This window comes from Flavonifractor sp. An52 (genome assembly GCF_002159385.1).
Taxonomy (GTDB): Bacteria; Bacillota; Clostridia; order Oscillospirales; family Oscillospiraceae; genus Flavonifractor; species Flavonifractor avicola.
This window is the reverse complement of sequence record NZ_NFIB01000036.1, coordinates 1-26,640: the sequence shown is the minus strand read 5'-3', so window position 1 is coordinate 26,640 and position 26,640 is coordinate 1. Positions and strand designations below refer to the sequence as shown.

General features: G+C 52.1%; 26 protein-coding genes. 15 read left to right on the top strand and 11 right to left on the bottom strand.

The features are described from left to right. Positions 1 to 121: 121 nt before the first annotated feature. A complete protein-coding gene (gdhA, locus tag B5G06_RS12160; RefSeq protein ID WP_087189329.1) occupies positions 122 to 1,477 on the bottom strand; it encodes an NADP-specific glutamate dehydrogenase in 1,356 nt (451 codons plus the stop codon). A gap of 256 nt (positions 1,478 to 1,733) precedes the next feature. Continuing rightward, on the bottom strand, positions 1,734 to 1,937 hold the full coding sequence (locus B5G06_RS12155; RefSeq protein WP_087189328.1) for a DUF3185 family protein: 204 nt from the start codon (positions 1,935 to 1,937) through the stop codon (positions 1,734 to 1,736). A gap of 233 nt (positions 1,938 to 2,170) precedes the next feature. Between B5G06_RS12155 and B5G06_RS12150 the strand changes: the two genes are divergently transcribed. The 4 genes from B5G06_RS12150 to B5G06_RS12135 all read left to right on the top strand — a co-directional run bounded on the left by B5G06_RS12150 (position 2,171) and on the right by B5G06_RS12135 (position 4,970). Next, a complete protein-coding gene (locus B5G06_RS12150) occupies positions 2,171 to 2,764 on the top strand; it encodes an AAA family ATPase (protein ID WP_087189327.1) in 594 nt (197 codons plus the stop codon). Between the two features lie 285 nt (positions 2,765 to 3,049). Continuing rightward, the gene (locus tag B5G06_RS12145; protein WP_087189326.1) at positions 3,050 to 3,493 is read left to right on the top strand and encodes an Hsp20/alpha crystallin family protein; all 444 of its coding nucleotides are present in this window, start codon (positions 3,050 to 3,052) and stop codon (positions 3,491 to 3,493) included. Positions 3,494 to 3,730: 237 nt separating this feature from the next. Beyond that, complete coding sequence (locus B5G06_RS12140; RefSeq protein WP_087189325.1) at positions 3,731 to 4,102, top strand: helix-turn-helix domain-containing protein; 372 nt, start codon at positions 3,731 to 3,733, stop codon at positions 4,100 to 4,102. Between the two features lie 325 nt (positions 4,103 to 4,427). Continuing rightward, on the top strand, positions 4,428 to 4,970 hold the full coding sequence (locus tag B5G06_RS12135) for an NADH peroxidase (RefSeq protein ID WP_087189324.1): 543 nt from the start codon (positions 4,428 to 4,430) through the stop codon (positions 4,968 to 4,970). Between the two features lie 609 nt (positions 4,971 to 5,579). Here the strand turns inward: B5G06_RS12135 and B5G06_RS12130 are convergent. From B5G06_RS12130 to B5G06_RS13920, 6 genes are all read right to left on the bottom strand, one after another. Further along, on the bottom strand, positions 5,580 to 6,815 hold the full coding sequence (locus tag B5G06_RS12130; RefSeq protein WP_087189323.1) for a tyrosine-type recombinase/integrase: 1,236 nt from the start codon (positions 6,813 to 6,815) through the stop codon (positions 5,580 to 5,582). A 205-nt stretch (positions 6,816 to 7,020) separates the two neighbouring features. Continuing rightward, positions 7,021 to 7,797: a helix-turn-helix domain-containing protein gene (locus tag B5G06_RS12125; RefSeq protein WP_087189322.1), complete on the bottom strand. Its 777-nt coding sequence runs from the start codon at positions 7,795 to 7,797 to the stop codon at positions 7,021 to 7,023. Positions 7,798 to 7,826: 29 nt separating this feature from the next. Further along, positions 7,827 to 8,780 carry a hypothetical protein gene (locus B5G06_RS12120; protein ID WP_087189321.1) on the bottom strand — a complete coding sequence of 318 codons (954 nt, stop codon included), beginning with the start codon at positions 8,778 to 8,780 and terminating at the stop codon, positions 7,827 to 7,829. Positions 8,781 to 8,785: 5 nt separating this feature from the next. After that, positions 8,786 to 8,959, bottom strand: a complete 174-nt coding sequence (locus B5G06_RS14085; RefSeq protein WP_158094712.1) for a hypothetical protein — start codon at positions 8,957 to 8,959, stop codon at positions 8,786 to 8,788. A gap of 216 nt (positions 8,960 to 9,175) precedes the next feature. Next, the gene (locus B5G06_RS12110; protein ID WP_087189319.1) at positions 9,176 to 9,523 is read right to left on the bottom strand and encodes a hypothetical protein; all 348 of its coding nucleotides are present in this window, start codon (positions 9,521 to 9,523) and stop codon (positions 9,176 to 9,178) included. A gap of 372 nt (positions 9,524 to 9,895) precedes the next feature. Continuing rightward, complete coding sequence (locus tag B5G06_RS13920) at positions 9,896 to 10,360, bottom strand: hypothetical protein (protein WP_143382748.1); 465 nt, start codon at positions 10,358 to 10,360, stop codon at positions 9,896 to 9,898. A 1,673-nt stretch (positions 10,361 to 12,033) separates the two neighbouring features. Here B5G06_RS13920 and B5G06_RS12105 point away from each other — a divergent pair. Further along, positions 12,034 to 12,243: a hypothetical protein gene (locus B5G06_RS12105; protein WP_087189318.1), complete on the top strand. Its 210-nt coding sequence runs from the start codon at positions 12,034 to 12,036 to the stop codon at positions 12,241 to 12,243. Here B5G06_RS12105 and B5G06_RS12100 read toward each other — a convergent pair. The 3 genes from B5G06_RS12100 to B5G06_RS12090 all read right to left on the bottom strand — a co-directional run bounded on the left by B5G06_RS12100 (position 12,188) and on the right by B5G06_RS12090 (position 15,112). Beyond that, positions 12,188 to 12,673: a VWA domain-containing protein gene (locus tag B5G06_RS12100; protein ID WP_087189317.1), complete on the bottom strand. Its 486-nt coding sequence runs from the start codon at positions 12,671 to 12,673 to the stop codon at positions 12,188 to 12,190. The two genes, B5G06_RS12105 and B5G06_RS12100, sit on opposite strands and share 56 nt — an antisense overlap. Before the next feature lie 181 nt (positions 12,674 to 12,854). Further along, positions 12,855 to 13,916 carry an SPFH domain-containing protein gene (locus tag B5G06_RS12095; protein WP_087189316.1) on the bottom strand — a complete coding sequence of 354 codons (1,062 nt, stop codon included), beginning with the start codon at positions 13,914 to 13,916 and terminating at the stop codon, positions 12,855 to 12,857. A 23-nt stretch (positions 13,917 to 13,939) separates the two neighbouring features. Then, positions 13,940 to 15,112, bottom strand: coding sequence for a hypothetical protein (locus B5G06_RS12090; protein ID WP_087189315.1), 1,173 nt, complete (start codon positions 15,110 to 15,112; stop codon positions 13,940 to 13,942). A gap of 504 nt (positions 15,113 to 15,616) precedes the next feature. Here B5G06_RS12090 and B5G06_RS12080 point away from each other — a divergent pair. From B5G06_RS12080 to rnc, 10 genes are all read left to right on the top strand, one after another. Next, entirely contained in the window at positions 15,617 to 16,999 is a 1,383-nt protein-coding gene (locus B5G06_RS12080; RefSeq protein WP_087189313.1) for a TrkH family potassium uptake protein, read from the top strand. Positions 17,000 to 17,027: 28 nt separating this feature from the next. After that, positions 17,028 to 17,681 carry a potassium channel family protein gene (locus tag B5G06_RS12075; RefSeq protein ID WP_087189312.1) on the top strand — a complete coding sequence of 218 codons (654 nt, stop codon included), beginning with the start codon at positions 17,028 to 17,030 and terminating at the stop codon, positions 17,679 to 17,681. Position 17,682: 1 nt separating this feature from the next. Continuing rightward, positions 17,683 to 18,453, top strand: a complete 771-nt coding sequence (locus B5G06_RS12070; protein ID WP_242955483.1) for a TrmH family RNA methyltransferase — start codon at positions 17,683 to 17,685, stop codon at positions 18,451 to 18,453. A gap of 24 nt (positions 18,454 to 18,477) precedes the next feature. Beyond that, complete coding sequence (dprA, locus tag B5G06_RS12065; RefSeq protein ID WP_087189311.1) at positions 18,478 to 19,701, top strand: DNA-processing protein DprA; 1,224 nt, start codon at positions 18,478 to 18,480, stop codon at positions 19,699 to 19,701. A 15-nt stretch (positions 19,702 to 19,716) separates the two neighbouring features. Further along, a complete protein-coding gene (gene topA / locus B5G06_RS12060; RefSeq protein ID WP_087189310.1) occupies positions 19,717 to 22,035 on the top strand; it encodes a type I DNA topoisomerase in 2,319 nt (772 codons plus the stop codon). A 26-nt stretch (positions 22,036 to 22,061) separates the two neighbouring features. Next, positions 22,062 to 22,679, top strand: a complete 618-nt coding sequence (locus B5G06_RS12055) for a flavodoxin family protein (protein ID WP_087189309.1) — start codon at positions 22,062 to 22,064, stop codon at positions 22,677 to 22,679. Between the two features lie 21 nt (positions 22,680 to 22,700). After that, positions 22,701 to 24,005: a methylenetetrahydrofolate--tRNA-(uracil(54)-C(5))-methyltransferase (FADH(2)-oxidizing) TrmFO gene (gene trmFO / locus B5G06_RS12050; protein ID WP_087189308.1), complete on the top strand. Its 1,305-nt coding sequence runs from the start codon at positions 22,701 to 22,703 to the stop codon at positions 24,003 to 24,005. Between the two features lie 273 nt (positions 24,006 to 24,278). After that, positions 24,279 to 25,316 carry a phosphate acyltransferase PlsX gene (plsX, locus tag B5G06_RS12045; protein ID WP_087189307.1) on the top strand — a complete coding sequence of 346 codons (1,038 nt, stop codon included), beginning with the start codon at positions 24,279 to 24,281 and terminating at the stop codon, positions 25,314 to 25,316. A gap of 94 nt (positions 25,317 to 25,410) precedes the next feature. Further along, on the top strand, positions 25,411 to 25,644 hold the full coding sequence (locus B5G06_RS12040; protein ID WP_087189306.1) for an acyl carrier protein: 234 nt from the start codon (positions 25,411 to 25,413) through the stop codon (positions 25,642 to 25,644). Between the two features lie 64 nt (positions 25,645 to 25,708). After that, entirely contained in the window at positions 25,709 to 26,380 is a 672-nt protein-coding gene (rnc, locus tag B5G06_RS12035) for a ribonuclease III (RefSeq protein ID WP_087189305.1), read from the top strand. Positions 26,381 to 26,640 lie beyond the last annotated feature (260 nt).

The window sequence follows — 26,640 nt, the reverse complement described above, 5'->3', positions numbered from 1 at the left end:
GTAAGCCCGAGAAAGAAATGCAGTCGGCAAACCTTTCGGGGCCCCTTAAGGGGCTTCGTCCGTATCAGGCCCTTTTAGGGCCTACTCAAGCCTCCGGCTTAGCCGGAGGTTTTGACTAAGGTTAGTAGGAAACGCCCTGCCAGATCATGGCGTCGGCCACCTTCATGAAGCCGGCGATGTTGGCACCTGCCACCAGGTTGCCGGGCATACCGTACTCCTCGGCGGCCTTGGCGGCGTTGTGGTAGATGTTGGTCATGATGTCGTGGAGCTTCTGGTCCACTTCCTCGAAGGTCCAGCTCAGGCGCATGGAGTTCTGGCTCATCTCCAGACCGGAGGTGGCTACGCCGCCGGCATTGGAAGCCTTAGCGGGAGCAAACAGCACACCGTGCTGCTGGAACCAGGCAACCGCCTCGGGGGTGGAGGGCATATTGGCACCCTCGGCCACGGCGAAGCAGCCGTGCTCCACCAGAGCCTTGGCGCCCTCCAGGGGCAGCTCGTTCTGGGTGGCGCAGGGGAGGGCAATGCCGCAGGGAACGGTCCAGATGCCCTGGCAGCCCTCGTAATACTTGGCGGTGGGGACATAATCCAGGTAGGTCTTAATGCGGTCCCGCTTGACCTCCTTGATCTCCTTGATGACCTTGTAGTCGATGCCGTTCTCGTCCACGATGTAGCCGTTGGAGTCGCTCATGGCGATGACCTTGCCGCCCAGCTGGGTAGCCTTCTGGTTGGCGTAGATGGCCACGTTGCCGGAGCCGGAGATCACCACGCTCTGGCCCTGGAAGGACTTGCCGGCGGCCTTGAGCATCTCGTTGGTGAAGTAGCACAGGCCGTAGCCGGTGGCCTCAGTGCGGGCCAGGGAGCCGCCGTAGGTCAGGCCCTTGCCGGTCAGCACGCCGTTAAACTCGTTGCGGATCCGCTTATACTGGCCAAACAGGTAGCCGATCTCACGGGCGCCCACGCCGATGTCGCCGGCGGGCACGTCGGTGTCAGGGCCAATGTGGCGCTGCAGCTCAGTCATGAAGGACTGGCAGAAACGCATGACCTCGTTGCTGCTCTTGCCCTTGGGATCAAAGTCGGAACCGCCCTTGCCGCCGCCCATGGGCAGACCGGTGAGGGAGTTCTTGAATACCTGCTCAAAGCCCAGGAACTTGATGATGGACAGGTTGACGGAGGGATGGAACCGCAGGCCGCCCTTGGAGGGGCCGATGGCGGTGGAGAACTGCACCCGGTAGCCGCGGTTCACCTGGACCTGGCCATGGTCGTCCACCCAGGACACGCGGAACAGCAGGCTGCGCTCAGGCTCCACCATACGGTCCATAATGCCCATCTTGGCCAGCTCGGGCTTCTGATTGTACACGGGCTGGAGGGATTCCATAACCTCGCCTACAGCCTGGAGGAACTCGGGCTCATGGGCGTTCTTCTTGCAGACGCCTTCGTACACGTTCTGAAGGTAAGAATTGGTGATCGTAAATGCCATAATGCCAAACCCCTTTGCTTGGCGGCCCTAGGGGGACCGACCGAAATTTGATTGTGTTCAGCTGTTCAGAGGAACACTTTGCTGTGTTGAAGTTATTATAATTCATAGCGCCATGAAATGCAAGAGAAAAAAGAAGAATTGCATATTTGACGAAAAACACCCGATCCGACCGGTAGGAAGTGCACCAGTTTGACTGCCAGGTTGCAAAGAAGAACGGGCGGTCGCATTGGCGACCGCCCGTGGCATATGTAATACCTTAGTTTTTCTTTTTGCCGACCACGCACAGGATGATGCCGACCACCAGCAGGATCACGCCGATGACGATGAACATGGTGCCGGGGTTAGCGGTACCGCTGCTCATGATGCTGGTGAACTGGGCCTCCAGGCTGTTGTTCTGCATAAAACCGTAACCGGCGCAGCCGATACCGGCGATGATCAGAATGATACCCAGGATAAACATATGGACACTCCTTTCTCTTTGTACTCTCTTTTTCAGTTCCCATTGAGGCGGGAAAAGATCATCTGGGCGCAGGGTCCAGATGGCAATTATTATACTCAAGTTCCAAAGAAAGTCAATCGAAAGCCGTAATAAAATTCATATATTAACGTAGGATAATAAATATAAGGTATGAAAAACTCTTTGACGGAAGGTGGAAAAAGCATTATACTAAAATTAGGATAGGAGGTGTCCTTATGAAGCATATCGTCATCACCATCGGCCGTGAATATGGCTCCGGCGGACGGCTCATTGCCAAGCAGTTGTCCGAGGAGATGGGCATTACGTTCTACGACAAGCAGCTGATCTCCGATGTGGCCAAAAAGACCGGCTTTTCCGAGCACTTTATCCGCAACGCCGAGCATCAGCGCCCCACCAACAGTTTTCTCTATGACCTCTATACCAGCGTACAGACGCCGTCGGTACCCGACCAGGTGTTTATCGCTCAGGCCAAGGTCATTAAGGAGGCTGCTGCCAGAGAGTCCTGCGTCATTGTAGGCCGCTGTGCCGACTATATTCTCCGGGATCAGCCCCGCTGCCTGAAGGTGTTTGTCAATGCGCCTCTGGATCAGCGAATCCGCCGCGCCCGGGAGGAGTACGGTGTACAGGAGAACAATCTGGAGAGCTATGTGATCCGGCAGGATAAAGCCAGGGCCTCCTATTATAACTATTTTGCCACCGGCCGTTGGGGACAGAGCCGGGAATACGATTTGTGTGTCAACAGCCGCATCGGTATCGACGCCTGTGTGGCTGTGATTCGTGCCGCAGCCCAAGCGATTGCCGACAGCTGATTTTTTGAAAAAGCCGGGACCCGTTGCAGTGCAACGGGTCCCGGCTTTTTTGCGGGGAAAATCGCATAAATTGTGAACAATATTGATTGATTGTGTGAACATTAGCACTCTCCTATTGACAATGCTAATTCTGGTGCTATAATAAGGCTGTGCTTAGGAAAGAGGACCGAAAGGGAATCGGACCAAGGTACTGTTACAAGAAAACAAAGCAGGTAACAAAAGCTCGCCACCGAGAGGTCCCACTCCCCAGCTACGAGCCGCAGAAGACGAATGGAGGTATGACTTATGTTACCTAGCATTTTTGGTGAGAATTTGTTTGATGAGTTTTTCCAGGACCCCTTTGACCGGATGTCGGTTTTTTCCGATCACAACCCGCTCTATGGTAAGCACGGCAAGAATCTGATGAAGACCGATGTGCGGGAGACTGAGAATACCTATGAGCTGGATGTGGATCTGCCCGGCTTTAAGAAGGATGAGGTCCAGCTGGAACTGAAGGACGGTTGTCTGACGATCAGCGCCGCCAAGGGCTTGGACAAGGATGAGGAGGAAAAGAACGGCCGTTATCTGCGCCGGGAGCGCTATGCGGGCCAGTGCAGCCGCAGCTTCTACGTGGGCGATCATGTGGAAGCCAAGGATGTCTCCGCTAAGTTTGAGGACGGCATTCTGAAAATTACCCTGCCCAAGATGGCTCAGCAGCTGCCTGTGAACCACACCATTGCCATCGAGTAAGCAAGTATTAAAAACGGGCGCGCTGCAATATGCAGCGCGCCCGTTTTTTGACATACGGGATCTTTACCAAGGAGCCCTTGAATCTGTTCTGCCGGCTATGGTATGATGATTTCGCTTGAAAAACCCTTTGGCAACCAGCGGTTGCGGAAGTTCAAGCCAAACTTTATGGCGAAAAACCGGATGGTTTGATAGGCTGAACCTGTCCGGTAAGGCCGGAAGAAAGGATGGCGAGAAAGAATGACCTTGGGAGAGCGGATTCTGAATTACCGCAAGCGAGCAGGCTTATCTCAGGAGAGACTGGCCGAACTGCTGGGAGTGTCCCGACAGGCGGTGAGCAAGTGGGAAGGTGACGCCGCCCAGCCGGAACTGGATAAGATTGTGGCACTGGCCAGGTTGTTTGGGATTACCACGGACCAGCTGCTGCTGGGAGAGAGGCCCAATCCGGGCCCGCCCACAGAGGCGGCGCCTGAGAAGAGAGAACCCAGATGGTATCTGCTGGGGATTTTGCCGCTGGCAGTGGGTGCGTATTTGCTGATCCGGGGAGTGCTGCAGCTTTCCGCGGTGAGTGGCTTGTGGGAGTTTATGAAGTTGCCCGGATTCCTGTCATAGGGGGATAAGAGTATGGATCTTGATCTTTATAATAGTAGTATGGACCATGTGATGTCTATCATGTATGGTCCTATCATTACTCAGATCGTACTGGGCGGAATCCTGGTAGCGGTAGGGGTGTTAATCCTGGTCCTGGGACACCGCCGTTATCGACGGAAATATGGAAAGTAAGAGAAAGTAAAAAAGTTTTTTGAATTTGAAAAAAACACTTGACGGCAGAGTTAAGTTGTGCTATCTTAATACCAGAAATGATAATCATTACTGATTAGCACTTCCGGCTAACCCGAATCAAATAAAATGAATGACAAATTAGGAGGAAAATCACATGAAAAAGTGGGTCTGCTCTGTTTGCGGTTATGTTCACGAAGGGGATTCCGCCCCTGATTTCTGCCCCATCTGTAAGGCTCCCAAGGAGAAGTTCGTGCTCCAGGGCGGCGATAAGACCTGGGCTTCTGAGCACGTGGTAGGCGTGGCCAAGGGCGCTCCCGAGGAGATCATCCAGGGCCTGCGTGAGAACTTCCAGGGCGAGTGCTCTGAGGTTGGTATGTACCTGGCTATGGCCCGTGTGGCTCACCGCGAGGGCTATCCCGAGATCGGCCTGTACTGGGAGAAGGCCGCCTACGAAGAGGCTGAGCACGCCGCTAAGTTTGCTGAGCTGCTGGGCGAGGTCGTGACCGACTCCACCAAGAAGAACCTGGAGATGCGTGTGGACGCCGAGAACGGCGCTACCCAGGGCAAGACTGACCTGGCTAAGCTGGCCAAGCAGCACAACCTGGACGCCATCCACGACACCGTGCACGAGATGGCTCGCGACGAGGCCCGCCACGGTCGCAGTTTTGAGGGTTTGCTTAAGAGATACTTCGGTTAATAAAAACCCTTGAAAAATATACACTTTTGACACCCTAAACATTGACAAAAGGGAACAAAATAAAGGGATTTGACAATAAGTAATAACTTTTGAAAATTCAACCCTCAAAATCCTTTATACTGTCTTTGTTTTAGCGATACTGTCTTTGTATATGGCATTTACCAAACATAAAAAAGGGACACTGGCACCCATAGTGCCAGTGTTCTTTTTATTTGTTTTTGTATAGTATGCCTGTATAATACCCATAAAACAGAACCACACGGAACACGAATATGTTTAGGGACGCCTACAGACGCCCCTAAACGCCTACAGTTTTTTTTTAGACCGAAAACACCAATAGAGACCTATAGAGACCTATAAACACCTACAGCCATTTTATAGAAAAATGATAAAAACCCTTATAACATATACATTTTAAGCACTCCAAAAAGTCAAAATAAAAAGTGTAGGGAATACCTACACTTTTTAACTATGTATCTTTAATTTTTGCTGATTTTTTCTATCTTATTTTAATTTTACCACCCATAACCCAACTACTAAACTTAAAACACGAAAAAAGAAAATTTTTAATTTTTAGTATATAGTTAGTATATATTAAGTATAAACACATTAAAGATTATTGATATACTGCTTCATTTTTTCGTTTGCTATCTCGTTATTACCAAAATAGTATTTTTGCGTTGTGCTTATTTTCTTATGTCCTAACCGCTCCATTAGTTTAGGAATCGGAACATTAAGGGCTGCAAGGGTGCTTGCGTGGGTATGCCTCAAATTATGATATTTAAAGTGAATACCCAGATCGTTTTTAAAGTTCTTCGCCCAACTCTTAAAACTATCAGAACTTAATAAGCTCCCATCTTCTCGCCTGTTTATAAAAGAACCCCCAACGAGTGGATCATCTTGCCCTGCGCGCATACGAACCCTGACGGTCTCCGTGTTTTTGTATGCTGTGCCATACTCTTTTTTATAACTCTCTTGTTTTGCTTTATGCTCTACGAGTAGGGCATAGAGTTTATCCGGTATATCTATAACCCTTTTTGCCGTTGTAGTTTTACAAGGGACTAACACAAAATTATGCCCACTCTTTAACATCTGCCTCCTGATTGTTATTGTATGGGCTTTAAAGTCCACATCATCCCACATTAACCCGAAGGTCTCGCTTATTCTTAACCCTAAATAATACCCACATTCAAAAGCAATATAAAGAGAACTATTTTTTATTCTCTCCCGCATTTTTTCTATTTCTTCTAAAGTGTAGGTCTCTATTGTGTTTTCTTCGTCGTCCCCATCTTGTGCTTTGGGCATCTGTATTCTTGTGTGTTCGTCTTCACACATTGAGTCATACTTCTTTTTATCTATCCAACCCATACGATACGAATAACCATATAACAGATAGAAAAATTTTAAAAAACCATTCACGAACTGAAAAGAATAGGCACCGTCCCTATCATTGAACCCATCGCCCTGTGTGTATAATTTTGTCAGATAGTTATTTATGAACCCGGGAGGAGTCTCATTTATTTTCAAATTTTCAAACTGCTCTTTTATATGACAGCGCCACATTGACTCCTGTTTTTTTAATGTGTTTTCTCTTTTTTCTGCCGCCCCGTGTTCTTTATAATGCTCATACACGAACCCAAAAGAATATGAACCCGTATTTTTTACTTGTTCTTGTTCTTCGTAATTTGCCAGAAATTGAATTCGCGCCTGTTTTGCTTCTGTTTTACTTTTGAACCCTTTGCGCCTTATGTCTTTACCATCCTTAACCACACGAAAACCCCAGGTCTTCGCTTTTTCATTGAAAAAAAGGCCATCACCTGCACCGCCTACATTTAACTTCTTCATTTTGGGGTCTCTCTCCTTATCTTTTTATAAAAGTGCTAAAAACCCTTATGATATAAGCATTTTTAACACTTCAAAACTCTATTTTCAAAAAATACCCATAAACTCTATATTTTCTTTTAGTGGTATTTAATTTTTTGTTGATTTTTTGCATCTTATTTCTTTTTTACTACCCATAACACACGATAAAAACGATAAAACAATAAAATTACACATATTTATCTTTTAACCCTTTTAATTTCTCTAACCTTTGGGGGTTCTGGTTTACTTTTAAAAGTTTGTTTAGAACCCTTACTATTTTTTCTTTACTTTGGGTATGCCTGAACTCTCCTTTTATAACCCGGGAGACCTGCATTCGTGAACAACCCGCACGAGCTGCAATAGTGCTATAACTTAACCCGTCACAATACCCATTTATTATTTTTTCTATTTCTGAACTATTTAGTTCTGTTCTTTTACCCGTTCTATTTCTTCTCTGTTTTTCTTCGAGTTCATCCAATTTTCTTTTTAATGTGTCTATTTCTTTATTTAAGGCCACACATTTTTTTAAGTCATCTGTGCTGCGTGTTTTTACTTCTTCTAAACTATGAGTCAAGTTTTCATTATATTTTTTTAGCTCGTTTATGTTCTGCCTTATGCTTAAAAAAATTAAGGGCATTTCTTTTTCGCAATAGTGCTTTAACTCTGAATTTTCTTTTTTTAACTCTTTATTTTCGGTCTCTAACTCTTTATTTTTGGTTTTTAACTGCTCTATATGCTCTTTGTATTCTTGCTCTGCTTGTAGAGTTTCCTTTATGGTCTCTTGCTCTTTTTCTTCATCTGAACCCTCTGAACCCATAGAACCCAACGAACTTATTTTTATACCTTTACCAGTTTTCTTTTTAGTATATACCCGCTCTACTACGATCTCAGAGGCTCCAGAACCCATTAACATTTTTAAAACTTCATCAACTGAAGCTGCTTTTTCTTTTTCTTCTATACCCATAACCACCACCCCTCCCATCTTTTTTACACTTAAAACTCTTGTGAACCTTCATAATAAAACTCAGCTACTTCACATATACCCATATACGACTCTAATTTCACTTCACCCAAAGAAAAGGTTTTTAATAAAAGGGTTTTCAGTTTTCGTTCTTCAATTTCACGGGCTAAACCTACTAAACTTTTGAGTCTCTCTTTACTTTTTTCTATTTCTTTTTTATACTCCTCTGTCTCTTTCTTGCACTTTAACGCGCCATAAATGACACCTAAAAGGCTTAAAGAATTTATTTCATACTCTAAACGTTTCGATAATGGTATATACCATTTTAATTCTTCTTTTATGCCCTCTATATACCCATCTGGTATATAACAAACGGTATCATAAAAAAGACTTAAAAGATGAAGGATATAATAAAAAAGTGCGTCTCTATTTCTCTGCTCTTGTTTTCTATCTTTTTCAGCGTGTGAATTATAAAACTGTATTATGAACTCTATGTTCTTATAAACATCCGTTTTAAAGGCGTCTGCTTTTCTTACTGCATCAGCATAACAATCTTTGTTTACTACTTCATTTAAATGCGCTTCTGCTTTTCTTATTACGGTCTCATAATCAGAGAACCCATAGTCTCGCCTTTTTGCTTCTTTTAATGCTGTTTCTGCTTTTTGGGCTTCTAAATAGTTATCATCACATAAAGAATCATAAAACTCATTAAACTCTTCTGTATCTTCGTAGTTTTCTAACTTGTTATAAAATTCGTCAATAAGTAAGTTTAAATAATATAAGTTCTCGTCTTTGGTTTTTTTGAACCTGTTTTTTTCAAATAGTTCTTTAAATGTTGGGTTTAATATACCCAACTGGGCTTTTATAGTATTACGATCTGTTAAACTCTCTAAACTTTGAAAAAAACTTAACTGATCAGGGCTTACTTTCTCGTAATCACCTATAAGAAGGGCGCCATCAAAAATATTTTTATACTTTACAAACATTTTGCTTACACCCCTTTTTGTTCCTTTATATAAAAGTCTATTGCATCTTCTACAAGGCGGGTCACAGTTTTTTCTTCTCTCTCTGCTAACTGCTTCATCAGTTTTATACGTTTCGGAGTCGTTCTCATTGTAAAAACCTCAGTTTTCAATTTTGGTTTATTTGTGTTCTTTGTGTTCATAGATAGAACCCCCTTTTTGTTATATTTAAACATTTTTTTATTTCTTTTCCTCTTCTGTAAGTATATTTTACCGCTGCACACTCTTATATGTCAATACATGTGTATAAACAAAACAGGGGCATAAAAACCCCCATTTGTCAAGTATTTTTAAAAAACTTATTTTTAACTATTTGTTAGAACCCTTATAAAATAGGACTTATTTAAATTGTAAACTTTTTATGAACATTTAAAATTTTTTGTCAACATTTGCTTATATCTTCTTATTTTTGCTTGCTGCTTATACTGTTCCTGAATTCCTTTGTATATAGTAAAATAATCTGTTTTATTTCTTAACAACCTCTTACAAGTTTCTACACTCAACCCCTCTTTATGTGCTACTTCTTCTATACTATAACCCGCATAAATAAGCTGTAGCATAACACCTACATCTACATAAATTTTACTATCCATACTTACACCATTATACGAAAGTGTAAAGGGCTTTAAAGGTGGTAAACCTCTCTTGAATTCTACATTCTCTATATAACCCTCTTGTGTGGTTTTCATTACGGTTTCAGTTTTCATTATAAGTTCCTCCTTAAAATATCAAACACAGTTATATGCTTATTAGTTCCTTCACTTTTCACTACTTAGTTTATTTTTTTATGTTTACATTGTTAGTACATCAGTCTCTTTTTATGTCAAAAAATTATAAAAACTATCTTTTTATGCTGCTCGTTTAGAACTAAACGAGACAGACAAAATATAGATGGCATATAGAAAAATACCCAAAATCAACACACAAACACTAAACACGATAAAAAGTTATCAAAAACGATTTTTTGGGCTGCTCGTTTAGAACTAAACGAGACAGACAAAATATAGATGGCATATAGAAAAATACCCAAAATCAACACCCAAATACTAAACACGATAAAAATTATAAATTTTAGTATTTTACTCTGCACCACCTAAAATATCAAAAGTTATTTTGATTTCTTGTTGTTCTTTACTGTTTCTGTTCTCTATTTCTTCTTTTAGTTCGTTATATAATGCGGTCTCTGCTTCATATACATATCCATCTAAAAAAATAGACAACCTTATTAAACGATCTAAATCCTTAACAGTTTTAACTTCTATTTCTTTATTTTTTAGTTTATCTATGTATGTATTCAATGAACTATTTAAAATATTTTGATACTGATTTACGGTTTTTCTACGGTTTAATAAACTTTGTCGCCTGTTTTCTTCTAACTGCTGCTTATTTCTTAAACTAACCTCATCACCCCAATTTTCAGACGAACCCCACTTTTTAACGGTGGTTATACTCTTTTTAAAATGCTCTGCTACTTTTGAATAACTACGATCTGAACCCAAATCATAATAAAATTCAAACTCTTTTATATGCTTTAACTCTGACACGATACACACCCCCGATCGTTTTAATTTGTTCTGTTCGTGTTCTTATACTGTTCTTTATTTTGTCTATACTCAACTATTAAACAACCCCACCCCCTACCATTCTACGAAGCGCACAGCGCTTCTAAATGGTAGGGGGTGGGGTTCTCTTATGATTATATATAAAAGGGCGCCTGGGGGCTTCTGGAGGGCTTATAGCACCACCTACACCCGACCACCACCCCTATATACCTTCTAACCTTACTGACCTTATACAGAACTACTACGAATTACACGAACACATACAGAACTACACTGAACTATAATGAACCACACAAACAACGATCAACAGTAAAGAGTATAGAGACCACCCACTCCCGACCACCACCCCTATATACCCATTTACTTATAACTTCTATTCTTTTCAACCTTCCAATGCTAGTATGTATGCGATTTATTACTTATTTACTTATTTTTCAAATTTTCTATTTTTCCATTTTTCTTATCCTCATATGTATACTACACCACTGTCCCACATTTCCCATTTTTGTCCCAAAACACACACCACCCAAAAACCCTTATAAATACTATTATATAAGCATGGCAATTTTTACCATTTTTTTATGTCCATATTGATTTTTATTTATGCTGTTTTTTCAGTTTTTCAAATAATACCCGGCATATATAGATTTATGACTGATTTTTGATTTTTCAACTGTCTCTATATATGTCCATAAACCACTAAAACGGGGCATTTTTAGAACTATTCAAAAATAAAAATACCCATATTCTTTTTATCTGTATATGTTTTAAGAACACACGAACAAAAGAGGAGTCACGACTGAACCAAATAACCCCTATAGACCCCTATAGACCCCTATAGCTTTTATACTGTCAAAACCCTATAACCTACGATATACATAAACAAAACACGAACACACACAGAACCCCATAGAGAACCCATAGAGAACCCAACCCCACTTTTTCACCCTAATTCACCCTAAAGCACCCTAAAGCCTTTTCGGTGGGGGTGGGGACTTTATCACAGTAAAGTATTAAAGAAAATACAGAATTGAAAAAAATGTGGCACGAACACTGGCACTCTTCAAAAATTAAAAAAGTACCATATAGTGAAAATCATTGAAATACATAGATTTTTAGTGATTGGGTGGCATCTGTTCCATGACGAGGCCCGCCACGGCAAGGCTTTCGAGGGCCTGCTGAAGCGTTACTTCGGCTAATCCAAATCGGATAATCAAGTACTTTTTGAGAGGGAATCGGGAAACCGGTTCCCTCTCTTTTTTGCTCCCGCTCCAGATGGAGTGGATAAAACAGTGGATACAACCGCCGCCTGCTTCCTCCCAAATTGCCAAAAGTGGATATTAGAAAAGTGGATATTGGTATTATACACGCTCAGATGTTCAGGAAACAAGATGTTGGGACTTTATTGAACATCTTTGAGCGTGTTTTTTTGTCTTTCAACACGCCTATACATCATCATGCATCTTGCTTCAATTCCAAAAGGAAAAAGAATTTAAAGCAAGGCGATATTCTTTTAAACCTATCCCATTATATTGGATAGGTTAGATATTATAATACAGTCAGAAAGTGAGAGATGAAACAAGACCTCATAAACAAAATAATGGTGGCGACCTAAGAAATACGCAGGATGCCAAAAGCATCAGAAAGGATTTACCATGAAGAACCTGTTTACTGTCGATTTTGCGAACAACACCATCATTGCTTCCAAGACTACTCTGAAAAAGGCCGGTGTCCCCAACTCCGTCGAATACAAGGCTTTGATGAATCTGATGAAGCAGAACCCCACCTTCCAGATTGCCGAGAAGGAAATCAAGAAGGCTGAAAGCAAAAAGACCTACGGGGGACTGACCAAGGCATTACGATAACCTTCGCATTGCTGGAGGCGGGATCAAAGAGCTGAATTGCCTTGGTAAAGGCGTCTGCATGATTGGTAGTGCCCGAGGCGGTCAGACTGTCCACTGCGCTTTTCAGCGTGTCCACTGAGGTGATGAGCTGTGTGTTTGCCACAGCGGTATTGGAGAAGCTGACGATGCCGATCCGGCTGCCGGAACCGATTTGACCGTCTTGCGTGTTATCGGTGGCCTCATCGATGATGTCGATGAATGTCTTTGCACCCAGCTTCATATTGGTCAGTGGTATGCCTGCCATACTGCCGGAGCGATCCAGAATCAGCACGATATCGGTTGGATTGGTGATAATATCCGGCGCGGCAGTCAGTGTCAGACTCACACGCAGCGACCCGTCGCAGGCAATGCGGTCGGTATTGATTACCTTGTTGGAATTTGTAACACCCATTCGTGTTACCACCTTCTGGGAAATGATCCCACAACATATTATGCGCGAAAGAGATCGGTGGCACAGACTGAGGAGTGCGGAGAGCACAGCGAAATAATCCGGGCTTTTTGCAAAGCAAAAAGGTGGCAGGCACTTTTGTGCCTGCCACCTTTTCTTGTTTTTCTAAAAAGATAGAGGTGAATTACACGGTGGGTGTGCCGCAGTCGGGACAGAATTTGCCCGCCACCATTTTACGGCAGTTGGGGCAGAAACGGTCGCCGGCCGGCTGAGGCTGGCCCATGGGCTTGCCGCACTGAGGACAGAATTTGACCTGGGTGGGGCTGGCATAGCCACAGGAGGCACAGACACAGGCGGCCTGCTGAGGCTGGGCGGCCTGGGGCTGTGTCATCTGTCCCATCTGACCCATCATCTGGGCGGCCATCTGCATTCCCATGGCCATTCCCATACCAGAGGCGGCGGCCGAACCAGCGCTGCCGGGGGTGGACATACTGTCGGCCATACTGACGGAGGTATATTTGCCCATGTCGGTAACGAAGGACTGGGCGGCCACCTTCTCCGCCATCTTTTGGACCTCAGGCGGATAGTTAAAGGCCAGGATATTGACGTCCGCCACGCCCAGACCAAAGTCGCTGAGCTCTTTGTCCAGCTCCTCCTGAATGGCTTTTCCCAACTTCCGGCTGTTCTGCTGAAGCCCCACCAGCGCGTTAAGCCCCATCTGCTGCTGTCCGTCCAGGATGGCCTCGGCTACCACCGGGTTGAGCTCGCCCATGATCCGGTCGGCCACATCCTCCAGAGAATAGGTGGCTTTGACTCCGGCCACCTTGTTGATAAAGGTCTGGTAGTCCCGGAACTCAATGACCAGATTGCCGTTGCATCCAACGGGGATACCGCTGGGTACCTCGGGCGTGGGGATCATGATCCGCTGACGGGTGCCCCAGGGCAAAGTCAACTCCTTAGCGTTGACAAAGTAGACCTCCGCGCGCAGGCCGGAGTCCCCCCGCAGGGACAGCCAGCCCTTCAGTGTGGAGAAGAAGGGAACAATATCGGTGTAGATATCAAAATTGCCCTGATTTTCAAAGACCGCGCCTACAATACCGTCGGAGTAGAAAATGGCCTTCTGTCCCGGACGCACAATGAGGCGGGAGCCCCGCTTGATCTCCTTGGCGGGCCACTTGTAAAAGAGTACGTCATCCCGGAATTCTTCCCATTCAATGGTATCTTTTCCTTGACCAAACCATGCCATGGCTTTTCCGTCCTTTCTATGTCTCAGAGATTGTCCTCCCAGGCCGTCCGGGGAGAATCCTCCTGGATGACAATAGCCTGAGGCTGTGCGTTTTCCTCCGCCTGAAGAGCGGGCGGAGCGGCTGCGCCGGTGAGCAGAATGACCGCGGCGGTGATGACTGCCGCTGCCGCGGCTACCGCCGCCACGATTTTGGGAACACTGTAGGGCCGCTGGCCGCCTACTCTGCCGCTCTCACCGTTGATGATGTACATATACTGCTTGCCGTTGTAGGCAAAGGCCGAGGACCAGGCGGGCAGCAGCACGTGTTTATAGGTGATCTTGTGATATTCAATGTTGATATTGCTGACCCGGGCATGGCTGAAGCCCCGGGACAGGATGTCGCTTTCCGCCTGATTGATCTGATCGGTGCGGACCTGCTCTTTGGCGGTATCCACCGCCTGGGTGGCGGGGATGGCATAGTGCTCCGCCAGAAAACCGGACAGATAGCTGGGGGAGAAAGGAAGGGTGTTGTCGCAGGTATTGTAGGGCAGGACCTTTTCCACCACCTGGCTGGCTGAATTCATGGTTGCGCATACCTGCAAATCGTCATAAAAGCCGCCCACAGTACCGCTTACCGGCCGCCAGTGAATTTCCGTGCGGGTGTTGCCCTTGCTGTCCCGAACAGTATGGGTGTTACCGCCTTGTCCCCAGTATGTACTGGTTACCTGGGCGTCAAAGGTCCAGAAGGGAAGGTAAATGCCCTGGAGTTTGCCTGCCTGATAGGCCTGTTTCAGACGGTTGGGGGCAAACCAGCGGCTTTTGACCCACTTGGCAAAATTCTGCTGGGCGGTTTCCCGATCCACCCGGAAGGGAATTACACCGTCGGGGGGAACGCCGGCCTCCTGGCGGCTTTCCAAAAGCTGGGTGGAGCCGCACATGGGACAGACCGTGGCAGTGCAGTGCTCGTCCACAGCGATCTGTGCGCCGCAGGTACCGCAGGCGATAATGGCGGTGTCAGGGAAGGACACCCTCTGGCCTTCCCGCTGGACATATCCCTCAAAATCATGCTCCTCCACCCGCTGAACGGTAGTCTCCGCTATGTAGGGAGTCCGGCAGGCGGAGCACTCCAGACGCTGCTTGGCGATGTTCCATTTGATGGTTCCGCCGCAGTTGGCACATACCTGGCGGTCCACTTTTTCCTGATGTTCTGTCTGCATACCGTGACCCTCTTTCGTAACTGGATACCGGACAGGGCCGGCGTTGGTGAAGCGTATAGCTGATTATACCTTGTAACTGACTCGGATTTCAACTCTTTCATTGTGAAATGCCAAACAGGCTGATAACTGGCGAAATCTGTTAAATGTGCAGGAGGGGAGGAGGTTGGACCCGCCGGCTTTTTATACATAAGGTAGGAAATTCAGGGTGGGGGTATAATAATCGTTGACTTGAATATCTTTGGAGGGTATGCTATAGTTACCTTTGTATGATTCCACGGGAGTGTTCCCCGGGAAAATGTGGAAAGATGAGGAACGACCTATGTACCCCTGTGCAGCGGATCAGGTATGCTTTATTGCAAACAGGTGGAGCCTGGAAGCCGGTAAATCGGCGGGCTCCGGTCGGAGAGAGAATGGGCATACCGAAGGAATGAGCTTCCTTCGGTATGCTTTTCTGCGTCCAACAGACCGTTCGGCGGGCGCCGACTTTTGGGGGAGGGCCCAGCTGTGATCAAACGATTTGCTCTTTGGCTGCGGGATATGTTTATCCGCAACCGAAGCCTGAATGCTACCCGGATCGTGGCGGCCTCTTTTGCCGTGATCATTTTGGTGGGTGCTTTGCTGCTCACCCTGCCCATTGCATCCCGGGACGGCCAGAGCGCCGGATTCTTTACGGCGTTGTTCACTGCCACCTCGTCCACCTGCGTCACAGGCCTGATCCTGGTGGATACCTGGGTCCAGTGGTCCTTCTTCGGCCAACTGGTGATTATCCTTATGATTCAGTTGGGCGGCCTGGGCTTCATGACGGTGATTACCCTGGTGTCCTTTGCCCTGCGCCGCCGCATCGGCTTGTCTGAGCGGCTTATTATGGTATCCACTCTGAACCTGAACGATCTGGATGGTGTGGTACGGATGGTGCGCCACGCTCTGATGGGTACCTTCCTGATCGAGGGAACAGGGGCGGTGCTGCTGAGCATTGCCATGATCCCCCATTTTGGTATCCTGGGCGGCATCTGGCGGGGGATCTTCCATTCCATCTCCGCCTTCTGTAACGCCGGCTTCGATTTGCTGGGCGGAAAATTCGGTGCATTCAGCAGCCTGGCCGGATTGCAGAACAATCCGTTGGTGCTGGGCACCATCGGAGCCCTCATTGTAGTGGGCGGCCTGGGCTTTTTTGTGTGGGAGGATATCCTGGAAAAGCGCTGCTGGCACAAACTTTCGGTGTACAGCAAAATGGTGCTTATCGTTACCGGAGTGCTGATTATCGGCGGCGCGCTGTTCTTCCTGGTGGAGGAATACTCCAATCCCGCCACCCTGGGGAATATGCCTCTGTGGGAGAAGATCATGAACTCCATCTTCCAGTCCATTACCCTGCGTACCGCCGGCTTTGACGCCATCGGACAGGGAGGACTCAGCGATACCAGCAAGGCATTTTCTTCTATCCTGATGCTGATTGGCGGCTCCTCCGGCTCCACTGCCGGCGGCCTGAAAACGGCTACTGTGGCGGTGCTGCTGCTGGCCCTCCGGTCCGGACTGGCAGGACGGGAGCAGGTCACCTTCCGAGGCCGCACCATTCCCTACCGCCGGGTACTCAACGCCATGACGCTGGCGCTGGTGATGCTGTTTTTGTTCCTGGTGGGGTCTATGACGATCTCTACGGTGGAAAATTTACCCTATCTGGACTGTGCCTTTGAAGTAGCCTCCGCCATGGGTACGGTGGGTCTGACCACTGGTATCACACCGGGACTGAGTGTGTTTTCCCAGTCTCTGATTATTCTGCTGATGTATATGGGCCGGGTGGGTGTGCTCTCCTTCTCCATTGCCTTTATCACCCGCGGCGGCCGGACGGCCAAGATCAAATATCCGGAAATGAATGTGATGATCGGGTAACCACCCGGTTGGAAGGATGTGTAACCGAATGAAAACCTTCGTTGTCATCGGCCTGGGCCGGTTTGGCAGCGCCGTGGCCACCGAGCTCAGCTCCCTGGGCCACGAGGTACTGGCCCTGGACGACTCCGAGGAGAATGTACAGAAGGTGGCCGACAAGGTCACCCATGCCGTTACCGGCGACGCCAGAGATCCGGCGGTGCTCCGGGCCCTGGGCGTACGCAACTACGACTGCGCCGTGGTGGCGGTAGGCGTGGATGTGGGTACTTCCGCCCTCATCACCCTGAACCTGAAGGAACTGGGCGTGCGTAAGGTAATTTGTAAAGCCCAGAGCCATGTCCACCGCAAAGTGCTGGAGAAAATCGGCGCCGACCGGGTGGTGTTCCCCGAGCATGAGATGGGCGTCAAGCTGGCCCAGGGCCTGTCCAGCTCCAATGTCCTCAATTTTATTGAGCTCAGCGAAGATTTTGGTATTGTGGAGACCACCGTGCCCCGGGACTGGCTGGGAAAAAATCTGGCGGAACTGAATGTACGGGCCCGCTATAAGGTCAACATCATTGCGGTACGGAAAAAGGGCCAGGAGGCCTTCAATGTGACCCCCGGTCCCAGCACCATTATGGAGGCGGGAGACACGGTGGTGGCCCTGGGCCGCACCGAGGACGTCAACCGCCTGCAGGATCTGTAAGATGGGTATGGAACGAATCACCAGCCGCCAGAATCCTCTGGTGGCCCGGCTGCGGAAGCTGGGAAACGACAAGAAAACCCGCCGGCAGGAGGGAGTCTTTCTCTGTGAAGGACATAAGCTGGTGGAGGAGGCCCTGCGCTGGAATGCCGTGGTGGAAACTCTGGTGGTGGCCGAAGGCATTGAGCCGCCCCGGAAGTTGCCGGAGGGTGTGCGCCTGGTAGAGATGCCCGCCGACGTGCTCAAGTCGGTTTCCACGGTGGACACGCCTCAGGGAATGCTGGCGTTGTGCCGTACCCCCGACCTGACGCCGCCAAAGACGCTGACCCCGGGACTCTATCTGGTGCTGGACGGGGTCCAGGACCCGGGCAACGTGGGTACTGTGTGGCGCACTGCCGACGCCTTTGGCGCGGAGGGAGTATTCCTGCTCCCCGGCTGTGCTGAGCCATTCTCCCCCAAGACGGTGCGCTCCACCATGGGCGCCTGCTTCCGTCTGCCGGTGTGGGAGACTGGGCTGGAGGAACTTACCGTCCTCTTGAAAACGGCGGAGCTGCCGCTGTATGCCACCGCACTGCGGGAGGATACCGCCGATCTGCGCGCGGCTGATCTGAGCCGCGCCGCGGTAGTCATTGGAAGCGAGGGCAGAGGCGTGTCCCAGGCTGTGCTGGACGCCTGCGCCCTGACCTTGAAGATCCCCATGCGGGACCGCTGCGAGTCCCTCAACGCCGCCGTGGCGGCGTCCGTGGTGCTGTGGGAGGGCTGGCGGAACCGCTGAGCCAACGAGAGAGGAGGGGCCGCCGTGGCGGGCATTCAATATCTGCTCTGGCTCTCTACCCGGCGGGGCCTGCCCCAGCGGCACCAGGTGGAGCTGATGGACTATTTCGGCGGCGCCGAGCGGGTGTACTTTGCCGACCGGGAGGCCTATGAGCCTCTGCACCTGACCCAGGAGGCCAGGCGTTCCCTGTGTGACAAATCTCTGGACCAGACCAATCGGATTCTGGAGAGCTGCGACCGGCTGGGCCTGTTTTTGCTCAGCTGTCAGGACGGAGCCTACCCGGAGCGGCTGCTCCAGCTCAGCGACTATCCCCTGGTGCTCTACGGCAAGGGGAGGTTGTTCCGCTTTGATGAAGAGGTCGCCATTGCAATGGTGGGCTCCCGCCAGTGCTCCGCCTACGGTGTACGGACCGCCGGGCGGATTGCTATGGGCCTGGCCCGGGCAGGCGCTCTGGTGGTGTCCGGTCTGGCTCAGGGTATCGACGCGGCCTCCCTGAAGGGCGCGCTCCAGGGCGGCGGACCTGTAGTTTCGGTGCTGGCCGGCGGTGTGGATGTGGTCTATCCCGCCTGCAACAGCTGGCTCTATGAGGATGTGGCCGCCCGGGGCGCCATCCTGTCGGAGAATCCGCCGGGTACCCGGCCGGATGGCTGGCGTTTTCCCCAGCGCAACCGCATCTTAAGCGGACTGTGTCTGGGTGTGGTGGCCGTGGAGGCGGGAGAACGCAGCGGCGCTCTCATCACTGCCCACGACGCCCTGGATCAGGGCCGGGATGTATTTGCGGTCCCCGGACCGGTGGATGCCGCCACCAGCGCCGGGACCAACCGGCTCATCGCTCAGGGCGAGGCCAAGCTGGTGCGTACCGCCGGGGATATCCTGTGTGAGTATGAGGGGCGATATGCCCACAAGCTGTGCCGGCCCCAGCCTATGACCGCCGAGGAGGCGGATGAGCGGCTGGAGGTTATGCCCACCCCGCCGCCGGAGCCTGAGCCTAAACCCGCAAAGCCCGCCCAAGAGGAGGGGCTGCCTGTCGCACCGCGCAGCGGTCTGGAGCAGATGGGGGAGGAGCAGCGGGAGATTTTCTTCCTGCTGTCGGAAGAGATCCTCACTGCCGACGAGATCGTAGGGCAGACGGAGATCCCCGCACGGCGGGTCAATACCGCCCTCACCCTGCTGCAGGCCGGGGGCTATCTGAAGGAATTACCGGGCCGGCGCTTTGCCGCCGCCGTCCGTTTCGAGGTACAAGAATAAAAGGAGTATCGTACTGTGGCGAAATCGAATCTGGTGATCGTCGAGTCCCCGGCGAAGGCCAAGACCATTGGCAAATATCTGGGGCCCGGCTATCAGGTGAAGGCCTCCATGGGCCATGTCCGGGACCTGCCCAAGAGCAAGCTGGGCGTGGATGTGGACAACGACTTCACGGTGGACTATCAGCCCATCAAGGGCAAGGAAGAGGTCATCGACGACCTGACCAAGGCCGCCAAGAAGAGCGATAAAGTATTTCTGGCCACCGACCCTGACCGGGAAGGAGAGGCCATCTCCTGGCATCTAAAGGAGATGCTGGGGATTCCCGACGACAAGACCTACCGGGTGACCTTTAACGAGATTACAAAAAAGGTGGTCAACGACTCCATCGCCCACCCCCGGGCCATCGACATGGACCTGGTCAATGCCCAGCAGGCCCGCCGGGTGCTGGACCGTATTGTGGGCTATCAGATCTCCCCCCTGCTGTGGAAAAAGATCCGCCGGGGCCTGTCCGCCGGACGGGTGCAGTCGGTGGCTACCCGGCTGGTGTGTGAGCGTGAGGCCGACATCAAGGCCTTCGTGCCTCAGGAGTACTGGTCCCTGGAGGCCGATCTGGCCCGTATCTCCCCCAATCTGGGGCAGTTCAAGGCCAGTTTCTATGGCAGAGAGAAAAAGATGGAACTGAACAGCGAGAAGGCCGTTCAGGAAGTGGCCCAGGCTGTCCAAGCTTCCCCCTTCTCCGTGAAGAGCGTCAAGCGCCAGGACAAGCAGCGCAACCCGGCGCCTCCCTTCATCACCTCCACCCTCCAGCAGGAGGCCAGCCGCAAGCTGAACATGACCCCCCGGCGCACCATGTCCATCGCCCAGCAGCTCTATGAAGGCGTGGATATTGAGGGTGAGGGCACCGTGGGTCTCATCACCTATATGCGTACCGACTCCCTCCGCCTGTCCGACGAGGCCACCGCCGCCGCCCGGGACTTCATCCTGTCCCGCTATGGCGAGCAGTACTACCCCGGCAAGCCCAGGGTGTACAAGACCAAATCCGGGGCCCAGGACGCCCACGAGGCCATCCGGCCCTCCAACGTGGCCCTCACCCCGGAGGACATCAAAAAGTCCCTCACCGCCGAGCAGTACAAGCTCTACAAGCTGATCTGGAGCCGCTTTTTGGCCTGCCAGATGGCCTCCGCCGTCTACGACAGCGTGTCCATCGAGGTGGAGTCCGCCGGCTATACCTTCCGGGCCACCCACTCCTCTCTCAAATTCTCCGGCTATACCGCTGTGTACGTGGAGGGTAAGGACGAGGAGGACGAGGCTTTCCAGTCCCCCCTGCCCGACCTGAAGGAGGGGGAGCCCCTGGAGCTGAAGGGCCTGAAACCCGATCAGCACTTCACCCAGCCCCCCAGCCGCTACACCGAGGCTACCCTCATCAAGGCCCTGGAGGAGAAGGGAATCGGACGCCCCTCCACCTATGCCCCCACCATCTCCACCATTCTGGACCGGGAGTATGTGGTAAAAGAGGGCAAGAACCTGCGGCCCACCCCCTTGGGAGAGGTGGTGACCGGCCTGATGAAGGACAAATTCACCGACATTGTGGATACCGCCTTCACCGCCAACATGGAGGAGCAGCTTGACGAGGTGGAGACCGGTAAGGTGGACTGGAAGAGTCTGCTGAGCCAGTTCTACGGCGGCTTTGAGAAGGAACTGAAGCAGGCTGAGGCCGACCTGGATGGAGAGCGCATCAAGGTGCCAGACGAGGTGTCCGACGTGATCTGCCCCAAGTGCGGCCGTAACCTAGTGTACAAATCCGGCCGGTTCGGCCGGTTCCTGGCCTGCCCCGGCTGGCCGGAGTGCGACCACACCCAGCCCATCGTCATTGAAATGCCGGGCAAGTGCCCCAAGTGCGGGGGCAAGATCCTGAAAAAGACCTCCAAGCGGGGTTATGCCTACTACGGCTGCGAGAATAACTCCAACAAGGACGAGGCCCGCCGCTGCGACTTTATGACCTGGGACGTGCCCGTGAAGGACAACTGCCCCGAGTGCGGCCATACCCTATTCAAGAAGTCGGGCCGTGGTTTCAAGAAGCCCTTCTGCATCAACCCCGAGTGCCCCAACTTCCTGCCTGAGGACCAGCGGGGCTATAAGAAAAAGACCACTGCCGTCACAGAGACTCCGGCGGAGGGCGCTCCCCCCGAGGAGGAGAAGAAGCCTGCCAAGAAGACGGCTGCCAAAAAGACCACCACCAAGAAGGCGGCGACCACGAAAAAGGCCACCGCCGCCAAAAAGACCACAACGAAAAAGACGACCACCCAAAAAGCCGCCAAGACCACAGAAGAGGCCTGACCGGCGGAGAAAGGGAAGGAAAATCCATGAAGATCCTGCTGCTGAACGGAAGCCCCCGGGCCAACGGCAATACCGCCCTGGCGCTGGGAGAGATGGAGAAGGTATTTGCCGACCAGGGCATTGAGACGGAGCAGATCCACATTGGGCATCGGGATATTCGCAGCTGTGTGGCCTGCGGCCGGTGCAGCGAGCTGGGCCGGTGCGTATTTGACGATCTGGTCAATGAGGTTGCCCCCAAGTTTGAGGCCTGCGACGGCCTGGTGGTAGGCAGCCCGGTGTACTACGCCTCGGCCAATGCCACCCTGGTGGCTTTTCTGACCCGCCTGTTTTATTCCACCCCCTTTGACAAGACCATGAAGGTGGGGGCCAGCGTTGTAGCCGCCCGCCGGGGCGGACTGTCGTCTACCTTTGACGAGCTGAACAAATTCTTTACCATCAGCGGGATGCCGGTGGCCTCCAGCCAGTACTGGAACAGCATCCACGGCAGAGCGCCCGGCGAGGCCGCTCAGGATGCGGAGGGTCTGCAGACCATGCGTACCCTGGCCCGGAACATGGCTTTCCTGGTCAAGAGCATTGCCCTGGGCAAGGCCCAGTACGGCCTGCCCCAGCGGGAACCCGCCCAGCGGACCAACTTCATCCGCTGACCTTACTCCAAGGAGGAACCTATGGAACCTGTACTCGTGATCGGCGCGGGTCTGGCTGGGTGTGAGGCTGCGTGGCAGCTGGCCCGGCGGGGCATCCCCGTGATCCTGAAGGAAATGAAGCCCCACAAAATGACCCCCGCCCACCATACCCAGTGGTTCGGTGAGCTGGTGTGCTCCAACTCCCTGCGCTCCGACCAACTGGAGAACGCGGTGGGCCTGCTGAAGGAGGAGTTGCGGCGGATGGGCTCCCTCATCCTGTCCTGCGCCGGCGAGCACCGGGTGGAGGCCGGCGGCGCCCTGGCGGTAGACCGCCACGGCTTTGCTCAGGCCATCACCGAAAAGATCCGGAATCATCCTCTCATTACTGTGGTGGAGGAGGAAGTTACTGCCATCCCCTCCGAGGGCAACGTGATTGTGGCCTCCGGGCCCCTGACCTCCGACGTGCTGGCAGATGCCATCAAGGATTTTTTCCCGGAGAGCCGCTACCTCAACTTCTTTGACGCCGCCGCCCCTCTGGTGACCTTTGAGAGTGTGGATATGGAGAGCGCCTTTTTCGCCTCCCGCTACGACAAGGGCACCCCGGACTACATCAACTGCCCCATGACCGAGGAGGAGTACGACGCATTCTGGGCTGAGCTGTGCGCCGCCCAGGAGGCAGAGGTCCACGGCTTTGAGGACAAGAACGTGTTTGAGGGCTGTATGCCGGTGGAGGTCATGGCCCGCCGGGGGAAGCAGACCCTGTGCTACGGGCCCCTGAAGCCCCGGGGCCTGCGGGACCCCAAGACCGGCAAGGAGCCCTTCGCCGTGGTGCAGCTGCGGCGGGACAACGCCGACGGCACCATCTACAATCTGGTGGGCTTCCAGACCCATCTGAAGTGGCCGGAGCAGAAGCGGGTGTTCTCCATGATCCCTGCTTTGAAAAACGCGGAATTCGTCCGCTACGGCGTCATGCACCGCAATACCTATCTGGACTCTCCCCGGCTGCTGGACCGGTACTACCGGGTGAAGAAGGACCCCCGGATCTGTTTTGCTGGCCAGATCACCGGCGTGGAGGGCTATGTGGAGTCCACCGCTTCCGGTTTCCTGGCGGCGGTGGAGCTGGCCCGGCGGCTCACCGGCAAGCCGCCGGTGGATTTCCCTCAGGAGACCGCTACCGGTGCCCTGGCCCTGTATATCAGCAATGAGAGCGTTACCGATTTCCAACCCATGAACGTGAATTTCGGCATCATCCCACCCCTGGGCTATAAGGTCAAGGGTAAGCGGAACAAGAATGCCGAACTCTCCAAGCGGGCTCTGGAAATGCTGGCGGGACTGGATGTAGAATAAGGCGCGTCCGCTTACCCGGGAGCGAAAGCGACCCGCCGCCGTGCGGCGCCAAGTATTTTGCGAAGAAAAATCTTGATGCCGGGCGAATTCACTTCGCCCGAGCAGATTTAAGGATCGGGGCCCCCACGGAAATATGATTTCCGTGGGGAACAAGCGGAACAAGAACGCCGAACTCTCCAAGCGGGCTCTGGAAATGCTGGCGGGACTGGATGTAGAGGGCTGAGACCCCACCCGTCTGAAAACGGAAGAACATAGAAAGAAGAGGAGAACCATATGAAGATCATCGTAGACGCCATGGGGGGCGACAACGCGCCTGCTTCCAATGTGCGGGGCGCACTGGCTGCGGTCCGTGAGCTGGGGGTGGAGGTCATCCTGGTGGGCCGGGGAGAGGATATCCTCAAGGTCCTGAAGGACGACGGTATCGATCAGCTGCCTCCCGGCCTGGAGATCGCCCACGCCAGCCAGGTGGTGGAGATGTGCGACAACCCCGCCACCGCCTTCCGGGAGAAGAAGGACTCCTCCCTCACTGTGGGCCTCAATCTGTTGAAAAACGGGGACGGCGATGCCTTTGTGTCCGCCGGCAGCACCGGCGCCCTGCTCTCTGCCGCTACCCTGATGATCAAGCGGGTGCGCGGTATTCGCCGGGCCGCCCTGGCCCCTGTGGTGCCCACTGGCGCCGGCGGGGCGGTGCTCATCGACTGCGGCGCCACTGCCGAGGGTACCCCGGAGTACCTGCTCCAGTTTGCCTTCATGGGTTCCTACTATGCCGAACGGGTACTTAAGCGGCCTGAGCCCAAGGTGGGCCTGCTGAACATCGGCGCCGAGCCCTCCAAGGGCACCGATCTGCAGCGGGAAGCCCACGCCCTGCTCACCGAGGCAGACAAGGCCGGACGCATCCACTTCGTGGGCAACGTGGAGGCCCGTGAGGCGGTGTTCGGCCAGGTGGACGTCATCGTGTCCGACGGCTACTCGGGCAACATCTTCCTCAAGACCATGGAGGGTACCGCCGGGTATATGGCCAAGGAGCTGAAGGCCATGTTCAAGAAGAGCTTCCTCACCAAACTGGCTGCGGTGCTGGTGTCCGGTGGGCTCAAGCAGTTCAAAAAGAAGATGGACTCCAGCGAGGTGGGCGGTACCGCTCTTATCGGTATTTCCAAGCCGGTGATCAAGGCCCATGGCTCCTCTAACGACTACGCCATCAAAAACGCCATCCGTCAGGCTCGGGATTTTGCCGCCTCCGGCATGATCGACGATTTGGTGGATAACATCGAATATATGCGCCTGACCCCCGGTGGCGAGGAAAAAATTTGACTTACCTATTGACAGGTCATTGAAACTTGCACTATTATCATAGTGCAAATGCAAAGACGCCGTCGGACGACGGATGCGACAGGAGTAGATGAACATGATTTTTGAGAAGATTGCCGGTCTGCTGTCCGAGCAGTTTGGTGTGGAAGCTGACAGCATCACCATGGACACCTCCTTCGAGGACCTGGGTGCCGACTCTCTGGACATCGTGGAACTGACCATGGCGGTGGAAGAGGAGTTCGGCCTGGAGAATATGGACGAGGACGACCTGTCCGGCGTTGCCACTGTGGCCGACCTGGTCCGCTATCTGAAGTCCAAACTGGAAGACTGACACAGAATCAGACTGGGGAGCCCCGCCGTCGGCGGGGCTCCTGTCATGAAAGGGAGGGACGGCCATGGAAGCCTTGGAAGAAAAGCTGGGTTACCGCTTCAACCAGCGGGCCCTGTTGGAAAATGCTCTGACCCACAGCTCCTACGCCAACGAGAACAAGGCGAGAGGGTGCCAGAGCAATGAGCGGCTGGAGTTTCTGGGAGACTCCGTGCTGGGTATGGTGACGGCGGACTACCTGTTCCGCACCCATCCCGATCTGCCCGAGGGGGATCTGACCCGCACCCGGGCGGCCCTGGTGTGCGAGGGCAGCCTGGTGGAGGTGGCCCAGCAGCTGAACCTGGGAGCCTACCTGAAACTGGGCAAGGGTGAGGACGCCGGCGGCGGCCGGGAGCGGCCCTCCATCGTGGCCGACGCGGTGGAGGCGGTGATCGCCGCTGTCTACCTGGACGGGGGCATCGGCTCCGCCCGTAAGATCATCCAGAAATTTATCCTGGACCGGGAAGAGGAGAAGAGCGCCAGCCGGGACTACAAGACCGCCCTGCAGGAACTGGTCCAGCGGGAGAGCGGCCAGGTGCTGGGCTATCAGCTCATCGGTGCCGAGGGCCCCGACCACGCCAAGATCTTCTCGGTGGAGGTGGACCTGAACGGCACCCCCATCGGACAGGGCAAGGGCCGCAGCAAAAAAGAGGCGGAGCAGAATGCCGCCAAGGCCGCCATCGAGAAACTGAAGGGTTGAGTGATTGCCAGAGTGCTCCGCCTCTTTTGCGAGCGTAAGCGAGCCGCCGCTCTGCGGCGCCAAGCGTTTTGCCGGAGGCAAAACCTTGATGCCGGGTGAATTCACTTCACCCGGACAGATAGAACGAAATGGGGTTCCCAAACCGCCCTGATGCTGGTGGGCTTTGCCCTGATCTTTGTGGGCGTGATCTGCTCCGAGACCAAGTTCTCTTTCCTGCGGAAGAAATAAGAACCAGATAGAAAGACAGCCCCTGCCCTAGA

What these genes read in the sequence shown, in the direction of transcription:
- gdhA (WP_087189329.1), bottom strand. Translation starts at nt 1,477, where the DNA reads ATGGCATTTACGATCACCAATTCTTACCTTCAGAACGTGTACGAAGGC.
- B5G06_RS12155 (WP_087189328.1), bottom strand. Translation starts at nt 1,937, where the DNA reads ATGTTTATCCTGGGTATCATTCTGATCATCGCCGGTATCGGCTGCGCC.
- B5G06_RS12150 (WP_087189327.1), top strand. Translation starts at nt 2,171, where the DNA reads ATGAAGCATATCGTCATCACCATCGGCCGTGAATATGGCTCCGGCGGA.
- B5G06_RS12145 (WP_087189326.1), top strand. Translation starts at nt 3,050, where the DNA reads ATGTTACCTAGCATTTTTGGTGAGAATTTGTTTGATGAGTTTTTCCAG.
- B5G06_RS12140 (WP_087189325.1), top strand. Translation starts at nt 3,731, where the DNA reads ATGACCTTGGGAGAGCGGATTCTGAATTACCGCAAGCGAGCAGGCTTA.
- B5G06_RS12135 (WP_087189324.1), top strand. Translation starts at nt 4,428, where the DNA reads ATGAAAAAGTGGGTCTGCTCTGTTTGCGGTTATGTTCACGAAGGGGAT.
- B5G06_RS12130 (WP_087189323.1), bottom strand. Translation starts at nt 6,815, where the DNA reads ATGAAGAAGTTAAATGTAGGCGGTGCAGGTGATGGCCTTTTTTTCAAT.
- B5G06_RS12125 (WP_087189322.1), bottom strand. Translation starts at nt 7,797, where the DNA reads ATGGGTATAGAAGAAAAAGAAAAAGCAGCTTCAGTTGATGAAGTTTTA.
- B5G06_RS12120 (WP_087189321.1), bottom strand. Translation starts at nt 8,780, where the DNA reads ATGTTTGTAAAGTATAAAAATATTTTTGATGGCGCCCTTCTTATAGGT.
- B5G06_RS14085 (WP_158094712.1), bottom strand. Translation starts at nt 8,959, where the DNA reads ATGAACACAAAGAACACAAATAAACCAAAATTGAAAACTGAGGTTTTT.
- B5G06_RS12110 (WP_087189319.1), bottom strand. Translation starts at nt 9,523, where the DNA reads ATGAAAACTGAAACCGTAATGAAAACCACACAAGAGGGTTATATAGAG.
- B5G06_RS12105 (WP_087189318.1), top strand. Translation starts at nt 12,034, where the DNA reads ATGAAGAACCTGTTTACTGTCGATTTTGCGAACAACACCATCATTGCT.
- B5G06_RS12100 (WP_087189317.1), bottom strand. Translation starts at nt 12,673, where the DNA reads ATGGGTGTTACAAATTCCAACAAGGTAATCAATACCGACCGCATTGCC.
- B5G06_RS12095 (WP_087189316.1), bottom strand. Translation starts at nt 13,916, where the DNA reads ATGGCATGGTTTGGTCAAGGAAAAGATACCATTGAATGGGAAGAATTC.
- B5G06_RS12090 (WP_087189315.1), bottom strand. Translation starts at nt 15,112, where the DNA reads ATGCAGACAGAACATCAGGAAAAAGTGGACCGCCAGGTATGTGCCAAC.
- B5G06_RS12075 (WP_087189312.1), top strand. Translation starts at nt 17,028, where the DNA reads ATGAAAACCTTCGTTGTCATCGGCCTGGGCCGGTTTGGCAGCGCCGTG.
- B5G06_RS12070 (WP_242955483.1), top strand. Translation starts at nt 17,683, where the DNA reads ATGGGTATGGAACGAATCACCAGCCGCCAGAATCCTCTGGTGGCCCGG.
- B5G06_RS12055 (WP_087189309.1), top strand. Translation starts at nt 22,062, where the DNA reads ATGAAGATCCTGCTGCTGAACGGAAGCCCCCGGGCCAACGGCAATACC.
- trmFO (WP_087189308.1), top strand. Translation starts at nt 22,701, where the DNA reads ATGGAACCTGTACTCGTGATCGGCGCGGGTCTGGCTGGGTGTGAGGCT.
- plsX (WP_087189307.1), top strand. Translation starts at nt 24,279, where the DNA reads ATGAAGATCATCGTAGACGCCATGGGGGGCGACAACGCGCCTGCTTCC.
- B5G06_RS12040 (WP_087189306.1), top strand. Translation starts at nt 25,411, where the DNA reads ATGATTTTTGAGAAGATTGCCGGTCTGCTGTCCGAGCAGTTTGGTGTG.
- rnc (WP_087189305.1), top strand. Translation starts at nt 25,709, where the DNA reads ATGGAAGCCTTGGAAGAAAAGCTGGGTTACCGCTTCAACCAGCGGGCC.